Origin of the sequence: Flavobacterium keumense, assembly GCF_029866485.1 — a bacterium.
GTDB classification, from domain to species: domain Bacteria; phylum Bacteroidota; class Bacteroidia; order Flavobacteriales; family Flavobacteriaceae; genus Flavobacterium; species Flavobacterium keumense.
This window is the reverse complement of sequence record NZ_CP092332.1, coordinates 1,907,591-1,921,488: the sequence shown is the minus strand read 5'-3', so window position 1 is coordinate 1,921,488 and position 13,898 is coordinate 1,907,591. Positions and strand designations below refer to the sequence as shown.

Sequence of the window (13,898 nt, the reverse complement as noted above, 5' to 3'; positions counted from 1 at the left end):
TTGAATTATGAATAAAAAAACTATTTACTTATTCCTTCTATTTTTGGTTACCAATACCATTTTAGCTCAAAAATTCACTAGACAAGACAGTTTACGAGGAAGTATTACCAAAGAAAGAAGTTGGTGGGACTTAAAAAAATACCATTTAGACATCAAAGTGAATCCTGCAGATAGTACCATTATTGGATCCAATACAATTGACTATCAAGTAGTCGAAAAATACAATGTGATGCAAATTGACTTGCAAGAACCGATGCAAATTACCAAAATTGTACAAGATGGTATCAACCTAAAGTACCAAAGAGATGGTAATGTCTATTATGTGTATTTAGTAGCCAATCAAAGTAAAGGAGAAAAGAAGCAGCTTGTTATTTTTTATGGAGGAAAGCCAAAAATAGCCGTTAATCCGCCTTGGGATGGAGGAATCACTTGGAAGAAAGATGAAAATGGAAAATCCTTTATAGCCTCTTCTTGTCAAGGTTTGGGAGCAAGTGTTTGGTGGCCTAACAAAGACCACATGTACGATGAAGTTGAATCTATGTTGATTAGTGTGAATGTTCCAAAAGGCCTAATGGATATTTCCAATGGTCGCTTGATAAACACAAAACAATTAAAAGACAATACAACAACATACACTTGGCAAGTCACCAATCCGATTAATAACTACGGGGTAAATATCAATATTGGTGATTATGTAGCTTTTTCAGAAAAATACAAGGGCGAAAAAGGAGATTTAGATTGTCAATATTATGTGTTGCGAAACAATTTGGCTAAAGCCAAAAAACAATTCCAAGATGTTCCTAAAATGCTCAAAGCTTTCGAACATTGGTTTGGTCCTTATCCTTTTTACGAAGACAGCTACAAACTCGTTGAAGTGCCGTATTTAGGTATGGAACATCAAAGTAGTGTTACCTATGGGAATGGTTATAAAAACGGTTATCGCGGACGTGATTTAAGCGGTACCGGTTGGGGATTGAAATTTGATTTTATCATTATTCATGAGTCGGGACACGAATGGTTTGCTAATAATATCACGTACAAAGACATTGCCGATATGTGGATTCATGAAAGTTTTACCAACTATTCTGAAAGTTTGTTTGTAGAATACTATTATGGCAAAGAGGCTGGAGCGGAGTATGTACGTGGTACTCGAAAAAATATTCGAAATGACAAACCGATTATTGGCCAATACGATGTAAATAACGAAGGTTCCGGCGATATGTATTACAAAGGCGGTAATATGTTGCATACCATTCGTCAAATCATCAATAATGACGAAAAATGGAGAGAAATCCTTAGAGGTTTGAATAGTACGTTTTACCATCAAACGGTTACTACCCAACAAATTGAAAACTACATTAGTGAACAAGCAGGCATTGACTTAATGCCCGTTTTTAATCAATATTTGAGAGATACACGAGTGCCTACTTTGGAATATTATTTCACAGAAAAGCAATTAAGCTATCGTTGGATTAATTGTGTTGATGGATTTACGATGCCAGTTCAAGTTTACTTGAATGGAGAATCATTGCAAATTCAGCCTACAAAAGAATGGAAGGTAATTACGGTATCGAATGTGAATTCAAAATTGACAATTGATGCTAATTATTATGTAGCGGAATTGAACAGTACCAACTAAAAATTTACTTCTTTTTAAATTCCAAAGGATTTTCGCCAACGACTTTTTTGAAGATGCGATTGAAATACGATACACTTTCAAATCCGCATTCGTAACAAGTTTCCGTTACGTTTTTATCTCCTTTTAAAAGGCGTTTGGCTTGTTCAATTCGGTATTGATTTAAGAATTCGATAAAAGTCAGTCGCGTCATTTTCTTAAAATACCGACAAAAAGCCGCTTTAGATAAATGGGTGAGTTGCGCCATTTCTTCAATAGTAATAGTGCGCTGAAAATTTTTTTCGATAAAAGTATAGACTACTTTGAGTCGGGATTGCTCTTTGTTATTGTAGAAATTTTCAAAAGGATGTTCGTGTAAAAAAGTCATTTCTTCAGAAGTTGCAAGCGTTTGAAACAATGACAATACTGCTATAAATTGTTCAAAATGCGGTAATAAATGAATCGTTTTTAATTGTTTTCCAATAGTGGATTTGGTGTTCCCGTGAAAGCAAATTACTTTTTTAGCATTTTCAAACAGTTGCTGAATCGCTGCCAGTTCTGGAGTTGAAGCAAAATCATTCTTGAAAAAATCAGCATTAATTTGCAGTACTACTACTTTTTCGTATTCAGCTCTAATTCCGTAATCAAAGTTCAAATGTGGAATATTAGAACCAATAAAAACCAAGTCACTCCCTTCAAATTGTCCTACATGATTTCCAACCCGTCTAGTTCCTTGGGGAGCTTCTATAAAAGTCAATTCAAATTCAGGATGAAAATGCCAATAATAAAAATTGTTCAATTTTGGGTTGACCAAAATTCGGAACGAACTTCCCGCTAAGCGTTTAATATCTTCGAGTACGATTTTCATATATTTTTCTTTGTTTGCAATATAAATGTACTATTATACAGTTTAATACCCAACAAAAAGCCAATATAGTACAAATTATGGTAAATTTTGTGATAATTCAACTACTCAATTTCTACTAATTTTGGATTATCAAATTAACTAAACCTTTAACTATGGAAAATATAAACCAAACGATGACTCCTACAATGACGCCAACGATGGCGACTAACGCACACAAAGATATTCCTGGAAATCCATCGGTAGCCAAATCAAGTGTGCAAAAACTAAATGATCGTTCTAACGGCAAACCACTTCGTTTATTAACTGAAGAGCAATGGAATTTCTGGATAACCAATGGGTATATTGTAATCAAAAATGCCGTACCAAAAGAAAACGCAGAACGATTGGCTAATTTTATTTGGGAATTTGAAGAGAAAGATCCCAATGACCCATCTACTTGGTATGCACCTCCAAGGGCAGAAATGCAAATGAAAGAATTAACTAATAGCGGAATGGTGGAATTGTACAATCACCAATACCAATGGGATAATCGCCAGATGCAAAAAGTTTATGATGCTTTTGTTGATGTTTGGGGAACAGAGAAATTATGGGTTACCATTGATAGAGCCAATTTGAATTTTCCTGTTCGTCCAGACCATGAATTCAAAGGATTCATCCATTGGGATTACGATCCTGAAACAAAACCACAAAATGTGCAAGGCGTGCTGGCTTTGGTAGATACAACGGATGAGAATATGGGAGGCTTTCAATGTATTCCTGAATTGTTCCGCACCTATGATACTTGGAAATTAACTCAACCCGAAGACAGACATCGTTTTCAACCTGATATTACAGGATTTGAAGATCAATTAGTGAAAGTGAAAATGGAAGCGGGAGATTTATTAATTTTTAATAGTTTGCAACCTCACGGAATTCGCCCTAATTTAACTCAAGACAAAGTGCGTGTAGCGCAATATATTTCAATGATGCCTGCAGAAGAAGATAATGAAGAGCTTAAAGCATGGCGCATCAATTCTTGGAAAAACCGGATTGCACCTGAAGGATATGCATTTCCTGGTGATCCAAGAAAATGGGAAATCACAAAACACAAAACAGCCGAATTAAGCGATTTGGGTAAGAAGTTATTAGGCTTAGAAAAGTGGTAAATTTACCTGTTCACGTGATTGTTTCGATCGGACTGAAGTCCAGCCTTTTAAAATAAGTCGAGCCCATGGCTCTCTAAGACGACTTATAAGTCCCATAGGGACGATATATATAATTGCAACGGATTTCAATCCGTTGGAAAATAGGAGTGTTTGGTTTCGACGACCGGACTGAAGTCTAGCCTTTTAAAATAAGTCGAGCCCATGGCTCTCTAAGACGACTTATAAGTCCCATAGGGACGATATATATAATTGCAACGGATTTTAATCCGTTGGAAAATAGGAGTGTTTGGTTTCGACCGGACTGAAGTCCAGCCTTTTAAAATAAGTCGAGCCCATGGCTCTCTAAGACGACTTATAAGTCCCATAGGGACGATATATATAATTGCAACGGATTTCAATCCGTTGGAAAATAGGAGTGTTTGGTTTCGACGACCGGACTGAAGTCCAGCCTTTTAAAATAAGTCGAGCCCATGGCTCTCTAAGACGACTTATAAGTCCCATAGGGACGATATATATAATTGCAACGGATTTTAATCCGTTGGAACAATTAATAATCAACTGTCTACTTTAAATAAAAAAGGGTATTCAATTAAAAACTAATTAAATACCCTTTTTTTATGTTTTAAAAAATCTAGATTAGATTTTTAGAAATATAATCAAAACTAGTTTTGATTGATTCCAAAGGATTTGGAGTATAATTCGTTTCATGTTCTAAAAAGAAACGTTTCATTCCTGACAATTTTGATTGTGCAAAAATGGCTTTGAAATCAATAGCTCCTTTGCCAATTTCAGCATTTAATTCTTTATTGGCTTTATCCATGTCTTTTACGTGCCACATAGTGAAACGTCCAGGATGTTGCTTGAATAAATCCAATGGGTTATGTCCTGCACGAACCGCCCAGTATAAATCCAATTCAAAATCAACTAATTTTGGATCCGTTTCATTTAACAAGATTTCATACCCATTTGTATTTCCGAATTTTGTGAATTCAAAGTCGTGATTATGATAGGCTAATTTTAAACCTGCAGCGTGACATTGTTGTGCTACTTTATTGATTCCTGCCGCTAATTTTTTGTAATCATCAGCTGAAGTCCCTCTTAATTCAGGTAAAATCCATGGAATAGTAACATATTCACTTCCTAATACTTTAGCAGCTGCTATGTATGATTTTAGGTCACTAAGATCGCCAGTTTTAATAAAGTTGTTAAAATCAAAATGGTTACTTGTAGCTTTCAAACCATTCGCGTCCAAGATCGCTTTGAAATCGGTAACCGTTGTTCCGAAGAAAGCATTATCTTTTGGTGAGAAACCAAATGTTTCCACTTCTGTAAATCCAGCTTTAGCAATCTGTGCCAAAACTCCTTTAATATCTTTAGGCAAAGTTTCACGCAAAGTCCATAATTGAATTCCAATAGCTCTTTTTTTAGTTGTAAAGGCTAGGGAAGGGGTAATGGCCAAAGTACCTAGTACTAAACCACTATTAATTAAAAATTCTCTTCTTTTGTTCATGGGTTATATTTTTTGTTAATTAAATGTCGCAAATAGTTATCGCTTGTTGCAAGGAGGCTAATTTATTTGGATTTTTAGGAACAAATTCTTGTCCAACAAATCCTTTAAAACCAGTTCCTGCAATAGCTCTCATAATCGCAGGATAGTTCAATTCCTGTGTGTCGTCAATTTCATTTCGACCAGGAACACCAGCCGTATGAAAATGGGCAATGTATTGGATATTATCTTTTATAGTTCTAATTACGTCACCTTCATCAATTTGCATGTGATAGATATCGTAAAGCAATTTGAAATTGGGTGAATTAATTCGTTTAACTAATTCAACCCCCCAAGCCGTGTGATTGCATTGGTAGTCTTTATGGTCAATTTTACTGTTCAATAATTCCATTACTAGAGTAACTTTATACTTTTCAGCTAATGGGATTAATTTTTGTAATCCAATCACACAATTAGTCCAACCTTCATCATCTGATTTTCCTCTTCGATTACCACTAAAACAAATTAAATTTTTGTACCCTGCTTCAGCCACACGCGGAATCATCTCTGAATAGCGTTGAATTAGTTTTTCGTGAAATTGAGTATCGTTAAAACCATCAACTAAATTTAATTCAGCACCATTACACATAGTAGAAACCAAATTGTATTTTTTTAGTGTTGGCCAAGCTTCTGGTCCCACTAAATCGATTCCTGTGATTCCCATTTTCTTTGCTTCAACACACAAGGTTTCTAAATCTAATGAATCAAAACACCATCGAGAAACCGAATGATTGATATTGCCTTTTAGCATAGGAATAGTAGTTGTTTTCTCTTTTATAAAACCAAAAGCAGACAATTCTAAAGGAATACTTAGCGCAGCAGAACTGGCAAGTATTCCTTTGATTACAGAACGTCTATTGAAGTTGGTTTTCATCTGTGATTTAGTGTGAAACTTCTGCTTTATTTTTGTCGTTGAATGTCAATGCAAATAAAACAAAAACAGCTAGAGCAATTCCTGCAGGAATAATCCAGACCATCTCCCAGTTGATTGTTCCTGTTGCAGTTTTGTAATTATCTGTAATCCATCCCGCTACTGCAAAACCGATTAACATACCCACACCATAAGTGGCCAAAGTAATTAACCCTTGAGCAGCACTTTTGTATTTTTCTCCTGCTTTTGAATTAGTATAAATTTGTCCAGAAACAAAGAAGAAATCATAACAAATTCCGTGTAATGCTATTCCAATAATTAACATAAAACTCAAATCAGCACCATTTCCGTACGCAAATAGTGCATAACGAATAGCCCAAGCCAACATTCCTACTAAAATCGTTTTCTTAAATCCGAAACGAGTAAAGAAAACAGGAATTAATAATAAGAATAGTGCCTCAGAAATTTGACCAATAGCCATTTTTCCTGTTGGATTTTCTATTCCAGCTTCGGTTAAAAATGGATGCGCATTTTGGTAATAAAACGCCAATGGAATACAAATCAAAATAGAAGAAAGGAAGAATACTGCAAAGTTTTTATCTTTCAATAATTTCAATGCGTCTAATCCAATGATGTCAGCAATTTTAATTTTATCATCCGATACCTTAGGTGGAGTAGCAGGTAAGGTAAAGCTTAGTAATCCTAATACCAATGCAGCAATTCCTGCCAATAAGAACGTGTTTTTCAACATTCCTTGAGCAATATTTTCAGTGGTATCCCAATGAAAAACAAAACTAATCGCTAATCCAGCTAAAATCCATCCGATAGTTCCCCAAACGCGAATGTTGGCAAATTCTTTTTCAGGATCTTTCATTTGATTGAAGGCTACTGAATTTACCAATGCCAAAGTTGGCATGTATAAAACCATATAACTTAGAACATAGATATAAAAAGAGCCTACTTCATTAGATTGGTACATTTGGTACATTAAAAAAGCACCTATCAAGTGTAATACTCCTAAAATTCTTTCGGCATTAAAATAACGGTCTGCAATTAATCCAATAATGAAAGGGGCAATAATAGCTCCCCAAGATTGAGTAGAAAATACAGCAGCACTTTCGGCTCCAGATGCTTTTAAATTAGTTCCTAAAAATGTTCCTAATGTTACAAACCACGCGCCCCATATGAAAAATTCAAGGAACATCATAGTTGATAATTTAATACGGTTGGTTGTATTCATAAATTTATTTTTTTGGTTTGGTTAGTTACTTTTTAATTATTTACAACCTGTTGTAGGTTGCAATGAATTCCATTCTTTGATCATGATATTTCTGTACCAAACATTATCTCCATGGTCTTGTAAAGCAATTTTTCCAGACTGGAATGCAGCAAATCCTGGCCAAGTAGCAAATTTACTTTTAGCAACAAGCGCTTTAAAATTATCATCCCAAAGCATGGTTTCGACTACTTTCACTCCGTTTAGTAACATTTGTAATTTCCCGAATTTACATACAATATCTACAGAATTCCATTCACCTACAGGTTTTACAGGTTCAGTTGTACTTTTGATTAAATCGTATAAATCACCAGCTCTATGTTTTTCTATTTTACCATCTGGATGACCATCGTTATCTAAAACTTGCATTTCTAACCCAGTTTCGTAGGTGTTTTTAAATTTTGCCAAATCTTCATTAACATAAAAAATTATTCCACTATTAGATTTAGCAGCCACTTTCCATTCTAATTTTAAATGGAAATTAGTGTATTCTTTATCGGTGACTAAATCACCACCTTGACCGTTTTTAGCGATTATTGGATCAAAATGCAATACTCCATCTTCTACTTTCCAAGCAGAACCAGCAGTTTTTTTTCCGTATGAATGCCAACCTGTGGTAGTTTGTCCGTCAAATAGTGAAACAAATCCTTTCGGTAAAGCAGTCTGAGCATTAGTTGTTTGTATCAAAATAGTAAGTAGTGCTATTTTAAAAATATTCTTAATCATTTTGTTTGTATTAAAGTGTTAAATTTTTCCATCCTTCGCGATACTCACGTTTCACAAATTGATTTACTTCATCAAAATTTGTAATTCTCATGGCATCATTGTCCCATAACAACTTAGCAGAACGACCTGGATATACATCTTCTCCTAATTCATCTCGGACAATATCATAACCTCTGATTGCCAAATTAGCCATTAATAATGCCTCTGTTAATGGCCCTGCAATTTCGAAACCGGAACTTACTTGGTGTTTTCCATATCCAGCAATAGCGGCTTCAACCCATTGTCTATAGTGACCATCCATACCATCTTTTACACGTGGGTATTTTTCTGCTACATGAAGATTTTCATTTCTACTTAATGGCAATAAACGAGGATTTAGTCCGTAGGTGTCGCACATCATTTTTCCTTTGGTTCCTACGAATAATGTTCCATTGCCTCCGTCTCCAAAAATTTCATTTGGACCTAATTCTTTAGGACGAACAGGCTGAATACCCCCATCCATCCAGTGTACTGTAACATCACCTTCTGTTTTGTCTGTTTTAGGAAAAGTTAAGGTAACATGACTAGAAGGAGGACAACTTTCTGGAAAATAACCACGTTTAAATTCATCTACATAAACAGATCCCACACTACACTGAACATCTTTTGCATATTTTAAATTTAAAACGCTAAAAGGAGTTTCTAATAAGTGACATCCCATGTCTCCTAAAGCTCCGGTTCCATAATCCCACCATCCTCTCCAGTTAAATGGAACTAATTTATCTACATAGTTTTTATAAGGAGCTGTTCCTAACCATAAATCCCAATCTAGCTCTTTTGGCACTTCAGGCTTTGCTGTTGACCAAGGAATACCTTGTGGCCAAACAGGTCGATCTGTCCAAGCATATATGGTGTGAACATCTCCTATTAAGCCTGCTTCATACCATTCTTTCATAGTTCTAGAAGCATCATTAGAAGAACCCTGATTTCCCATTTGTGTCACTACTTTGTATTTTTTAGCGGCTTGAGTTAAAATTCTAGCTTCATAAATATCATGAGCCATTGGCTTTTGGACATATACATGTTTACCCAACTGCATTGCTGCCAGACATTGAATAGCATGATTATGATCGGGAGTAGAAACTGAAACAGCATCAAAATTTTTATGCTCTTTGTCTAACATTTCGCGCCAATCTTTATAAAACTTAGCTTTCGGAAAAGCATTTACACTATTAGCTGCTCTTCGAGTGTCAACATCACATAAAAAACCAATATTAGCTTTTCCACTTTTGTGGAACATTGCGATATCAGATTGCCCTTTTCCACCAACACCAATTCCTGCAATTACTAATCGATCACTTGGGGCTATATAGCCTTTTCCCAATACATGACGAGGAACAATCATAAAAGCTGCTGCTGCCATAGCACCAGTTTTTATGAAGTCTCGACGATTGTTATTTGGCATTTTTTGTTCTTCCTTTTTCATAATTTCTATAAGTTAGTTGGTAATAGTAAATGACTAAATTTCTATTTTTTTAATGATAAAATATATTTGGCCATTGATTTAGCATCTTCTTTTTTCAAAGAGGAATGAGCAGACATAGGCATTGATCCCCAAACACCTGAACCTCCTTTAATAATTTTGTCTGCTAAATAACTAACATTTTTATCAGTATTAGCATATTTTTTTGCAACATCTATATAAGCTGGCCCTATCAATTTTTTATCTAATTTATGACAACCCACACAATCTGATTTTGCGATTAATCTTTCACCATCATTTGATTGAACTTTGATAGTTGTTTTCTTGATGTATTTTTTATCTGAATCTATTTTAGAAAAAGAAGCTAAAGTAAATGCGGCTATGCCTAATAGTAAATAAGTACGTTTCATTTTGTTTATTATGTTTTTTATAATCCTAAATTTTTTCTGTTCAGTTGTGTATTGGTTTCAACTGCTGCAAAATCATCAAATGCTTTGTCAGTCACCCTGATAATATGTTTTTTGATAAATTCTGCACCCTCACGAGCACCATCTTCTTGATTTTTGATACAGCATTCCCATTCCATCACCGCCCAACCTTTGTAATCGTATTGTGCTAGTTTACTAAAGATAGTTTTGAAATCAACTTGACCATCACCTGGTGAGCGATATCGTCCTGCACGGTCAGCCCAACCTTGGTATCCACCAAAAGTTCCTTGTTTACCTGTAGGATTGAATTCGGCATCTTTAACATGAAATGCTTTTATGCGTTCGTGATAAAAATCAATATACTGAATGTAGTCCAATTGCTGTAATACAAAATGAGATGGATCATACAATAAACAGGCTCTCGAATGGTTGTTTACTGCTTTCAAAAACATTTCGTAGGTTTCACCATCAAACAAATCTTCTCCTGGATGAATCTCATAACAAACATCCACACCATTCTGATCAAATTCATTTAAAATTGGTAACCAACGTTTGGCTAATTCTGCAAATCCTTCCTCGATTAATCCCGGTGGTCTTTGAGGCCAAGGATGAAAAAATTGCCAAAGCAATGAGCCACTAAAAGTAGCGTGTGCATTTAATCCTAAATTTTGAGAAGCTTGAGCGGCATATTTTAGTTGTTGTACTGCCCATTCTTGACGTGCTTTTGGATTCCCGCGCAAAGCAGCAGGAGCAAAGCCATCGAAGAAATCATCATAAGCAGGATGAACAGCTACTAGTTGGCCTTGTAAATGTGTTGACAATTCTGAAATTTGTAAGCCGTAAGAGGCTATTTTTCCTGTCAATTCATCTGCATAGGTTTTACTTTCAGCTGCTTTTTGCAAATCGATAAAACGCGCATCTAATGTTGGCATTTGTATCGCTTTAAAACCTAAATCAGCTGCCCATTTACATATCCCGTCTAACGAATTAAATGGAGCTTTATCTCCAACAAATTGCGCCAAAAAAACTGCTGGTCCTTGTATTGTTGTCATAAATTATAAAACGTTAGGGGTCCATTTTTTATCAGACTTTGCTGATAAAACTACATTATCAATAAATGCCATACCTCGCAAACCATCCTCGATAGAAGGGAAGTCCAACATTTCTGGAGTAGGTTGTGTACCTTCAATTTTACATCCTAAAGTTAAAGCAAAGTTTCTGTAGATATTAGCAAAAGCTTCTAAATAACCTTCTGGATGTCCGCCTGGGGTTCTGCAATTGTGTCTAGCAAATGAAGATAAATGACCATAATTTGAACCGGCTCTTAAAATTTGCACCGGTTTTTCTAACCATTTCACAATCAAAGAATTAGGCTCGTGTTGTAACCATTCGATGCCACCTTTTTCGCCATACACTCTAATCTTAACAGCATTTTCTTCACCAGCTGCTACTTGAGATGCCATTAAAACCCCTTTAGCTCCATTATCAAATTTTAGCATTACAGCCCCGTCATCGTCCATTACGCGACCTTCTACTAAAGTGTTTAATTCAGCACAAATTTCCATAATTTTTGATCCTGTAATATATTCAGCTAAATGCGCTGCATGAGTTCCAATATCACCCATTACAGAACTTTTCCCTGATTTCTTAGGATCTGTTCGCCAGGCAGCTTGAGCATTTCCTTCTCTTTCGGATAGTTTACTCAACCATCCTTGAGGATATTCTACCCAAACCTTACGAATTTTACCTAATTGCCCTTCTCTTACCATAGCTTTGGCTTGTTTTACCATTGGGTAACCAGAGTAGGTGTGGGTTAGACAAAGTGTTAATCCTGTTTCTTTTAATTTTTTCTCTAATAGTTTTGCTTCCTCTAACGAAAATGTAATTGGCTTTTCGATGACTACATTAAATCCGTGTTCCAAAGCCATCATAGCAGGAGCAAAGTGAGCGAAATTGGGTGTTACAATGGTAACAAAATCAATTCTCTCATCAGCTGGTAAAGCCGCTTCCGCTTTAATCATTTCTTCGTAAGTCAAATACGTTCTTGATTCAGGAAGAAATAATGCTTTTCCAGATGCTTTCGCTACTTCAGGATTGATGCTCAAAGCACCACAACTTAATTCAATTAAGCCATCCATATTGGCTGCTAAACGATGTATTGCTCCAATAAAAGCATCTTGGCCGCCACCGACCATTCCCATTCTTAATTTTCTTGTCATAATAGTAACCTAGATATTTTTTTTCTTTAATTCTTTAACTGCATAATCAGCAGCACGTGCTGTTAAAGCCATAAATGTCAATGAAGGGTTTTGGCATGCAATAGAAGGCATACAAGATCCATCAGTTACAAATACATTACTTACCTCATGCATTTGATTCCATTTATTTAACACAGAATCTTTAGGATCGTTACCCATACGAGCGGTACCCATTTCGTGAATTGCCATACCTGGATAACAGCCAATGTCATACGTTTGAATGTTTTTCATACCAGCTGCTTCAAGCATTTCAGCTGCATCATTCATCATATCTTCACGCATTTTTTCTTCATTCTCTTTGTATTCACAATCAATTTTTAAGACTGGTTGGCCCCATTTGTCTTTTTTAGAATGGTCAAGTGTTACTTTATTTTCATAATACGGTAGCATTTCTCCAAAACCTCCTAATCCCATTTTCCAGTGATCTGCAGGTTTAGACATATTGTTTTTAAAATCAGCCCCAAAAGCTAATTCAGCAACATCAGCTTGCCAATTGCCACGACTTGCTCCACCTTGGTAGCCAAATCCTCTTAAGTAATCACGTTTATCATTACCATAGTTTTGATAACGTGGGATGTAAATTCCGTTCGCTCTACGTCCATAAGTATACTTGTCTTCAAAACCTTCTGCAGTACCTTCGGCACCACAACGGAAATGATGATCCATTAAATTATGTCCTAATTGACCACTTCCATTTCCTAAACCATTTGGATGTGCTTCAGAAGTAGAGTTTAACAAAATAAAGGTCGAACCTAGAGTAGAACCGTTTACAAAAACAATTTTAGCATAAAACTCCATTGTTTCATTAGTCTCTGCATCAATTACCATAACACCTTTTGCTTTTTTAGTGTTTTTATCGTAAATGATGTGATTCACAATAGAATACGGTCTAACAGTTAAACGTTTAGTTGCCATAGCAGCAGGTAAAGTAGCAGATTGTGTGCTAAAATATGCCCCAAAAGGACATCCACGGCTACATAAATTTCTGTATTGACAATTTCCACGACCATTGTGAGGTACCGTTAAGTTGGCAGTACGTCCAATAGTTAAGATTCTTTCTTTATTGTAATGCTTTTCAATTCTTTCTTTTACTGATTTTTCAACACAGTTCAAATCCATTGGTGGAAGAAATTGACCATCAGGTAGAAGAGGCCAATTTTCATTTTGACCACTGATTCCAGCAAATCTTTCTACATAATCATACCATGGAGCCAAATCTTTATAGCGAATAGGCCAATCATTTCCATGTCCGTCTTTTTTATTGTCTTCAAAGTTGATATCGCTAAAACGGTAACTTTGGCGTCCCCACATTAACGATTTTCCTCCTACATGAAAACCTCTATACCAATCAAAACGTTTTTCTTCAGTATAAGGGCATTCCAAATCATTTACCCACCATTTTTCATTAGCTTCTTGATAAGGATAATCTCTAATTTGAACCGGATGAGTTCTTTTCTGTTCTTGGGTTAATCTACCTCTATGTTCAAATTCCCAAGGATCTTTCATAGCGGTTTCATAATCCTTAACATGCTCTATATTCATTCCACGTTCTAACATTAAAACGCGTAATCCTTTTTCTGTTAATTCTTTGGCAGCCCAACCACCACTAATACCAGAACCTATAACGATTGCGTCATAAGTGTTTTGCTCTTTTAAGTTCGTATTGATATTCACGATATATATATTTTTAATTAAATGTAATT

12 protein-coding genes are annotated in these 13,898 nt (G+C 35.6%); 2 read left to right on the top strand and 10 right to left on the bottom strand.

Going from position 1 to position 13,898, the window contains the following annotated elements:
* Positions 1 to 7: 7 nt before the first annotated feature.
* Complete coding sequence (locus tag MG292_RS08635; RefSeq protein WP_264533132.1) at positions 8 to 1,639, top strand: M1 family metallopeptidase; 1,632 nt, start codon at positions 8 to 10, stop codon at positions 1,637 to 1,639.
* A gap of 4 nt (positions 1,640 to 1,643) precedes the next feature.
* On the opposite strand, the gene MG292_RS08630 is transcribed toward MG292_RS08635, so the two are convergent.
* Positions 1,644 to 2,483, bottom strand: a complete 840-nt coding sequence (locus MG292_RS08630) for an AraC family transcriptional regulator (protein WP_280157847.1) — start codon at positions 2,481 to 2,483, stop codon at positions 1,644 to 1,646.
* A 152-nt stretch (positions 2,484 to 2,635) separates the two neighbouring features.
* Between MG292_RS08630 and MG292_RS08625 the strand changes: the two genes are divergently transcribed.
* The gene (locus tag MG292_RS08625; RefSeq protein ID WP_264533134.1) at positions 2,636 to 3,628 is read left to right on the top strand and encodes a phytanoyl-CoA dioxygenase family protein; all 993 of its coding nucleotides are present in this window, start codon (positions 2,636 to 2,638) and stop codon (positions 3,626 to 3,628) included.
* Between the two features lie 631 nt (positions 3,629 to 4,259).
* Here MG292_RS08625 and MG292_RS08620 read toward each other — a convergent pair.
* Genes MG292_RS08620 through MG292_RS08580 form a run of 9 tightly spaced genes read right to left on the bottom strand, consistent with a single transcriptional unit; the run spans position 4,260 to position 13,872 of the window.
* A complete protein-coding gene (locus MG292_RS08620) occupies positions 4,260 to 5,138 on the bottom strand; it encodes a sugar phosphate isomerase/epimerase family protein (protein ID WP_264533135.1) in 879 nt (292 codons plus the stop codon).
* Between the two features lie 19 nt (positions 5,139 to 5,157).
* Positions 5,158 to 6,048: a hydroxypyruvate isomerase family protein gene (locus MG292_RS08615; RefSeq protein ID WP_264533136.1), complete on the bottom strand. Its 891-nt coding sequence runs from the start codon at positions 6,046 to 6,048 to the stop codon at positions 5,158 to 5,160.
* Between the two features lie 7 nt (positions 6,049 to 6,055).
* Positions 6,056 to 7,285, bottom strand: coding sequence for a nucleoside permease (locus MG292_RS08610; protein WP_264533137.1), 1,230 nt, complete (start codon positions 7,283 to 7,285; stop codon positions 6,056 to 6,058).
* A gap of 36 nt (positions 7,286 to 7,321) precedes the next feature.
* Positions 7,322 to 8,047 carry a 3-keto-disaccharide hydrolase gene (locus MG292_RS08605; RefSeq protein WP_264533138.1) on the bottom strand — a complete coding sequence of 242 codons (726 nt, stop codon included), beginning with the start codon at positions 8,045 to 8,047 and terminating at the stop codon, positions 7,322 to 7,324.
* Positions 8,048 to 8,057: 10 nt separating this feature from the next.
* Positions 8,058 to 9,512 carry a Gfo/Idh/MocA family protein gene (locus MG292_RS08600; RefSeq protein WP_264533139.1) on the bottom strand — a complete coding sequence of 485 codons (1,455 nt, stop codon included), beginning with the start codon at positions 9,510 to 9,512 and terminating at the stop codon, positions 8,058 to 8,060.
* 41 nt (positions 9,513 to 9,553) lie between these two features.
* Complete coding sequence (locus MG292_RS08595; RefSeq protein ID WP_264533140.1) at positions 9,554 to 9,919, bottom strand: c-type cytochrome; 366 nt, start codon at positions 9,917 to 9,919, stop codon at positions 9,554 to 9,556.
* A gap of 17 nt (positions 9,920 to 9,936) precedes the next feature.
* Positions 9,937 to 10,989, bottom strand: a complete 1,053-nt coding sequence (locus tag MG292_RS08590) for a sugar phosphate isomerase/epimerase family protein (RefSeq protein ID WP_264533141.1) — start codon at positions 10,987 to 10,989, stop codon at positions 9,937 to 9,939.
* Between the two features lie 3 nt (positions 10,990 to 10,992).
* Complete coding sequence (locus MG292_RS08585; protein ID WP_264533142.1) at positions 10,993 to 12,156, bottom strand: Gfo/Idh/MocA family protein; 1,164 nt, start codon at positions 12,154 to 12,156, stop codon at positions 10,993 to 10,995.
* A 9-nt stretch (positions 12,157 to 12,165) separates the two neighbouring features.
* Positions 12,166 to 13,872, bottom strand: a complete 1,707-nt coding sequence (locus MG292_RS08580) for a GMC oxidoreductase (protein ID WP_374505151.1) — start codon at positions 13,870 to 13,872, stop codon at positions 12,166 to 12,168.
* Positions 13,873 to 13,898: the final 26 nt, after the last annotated feature.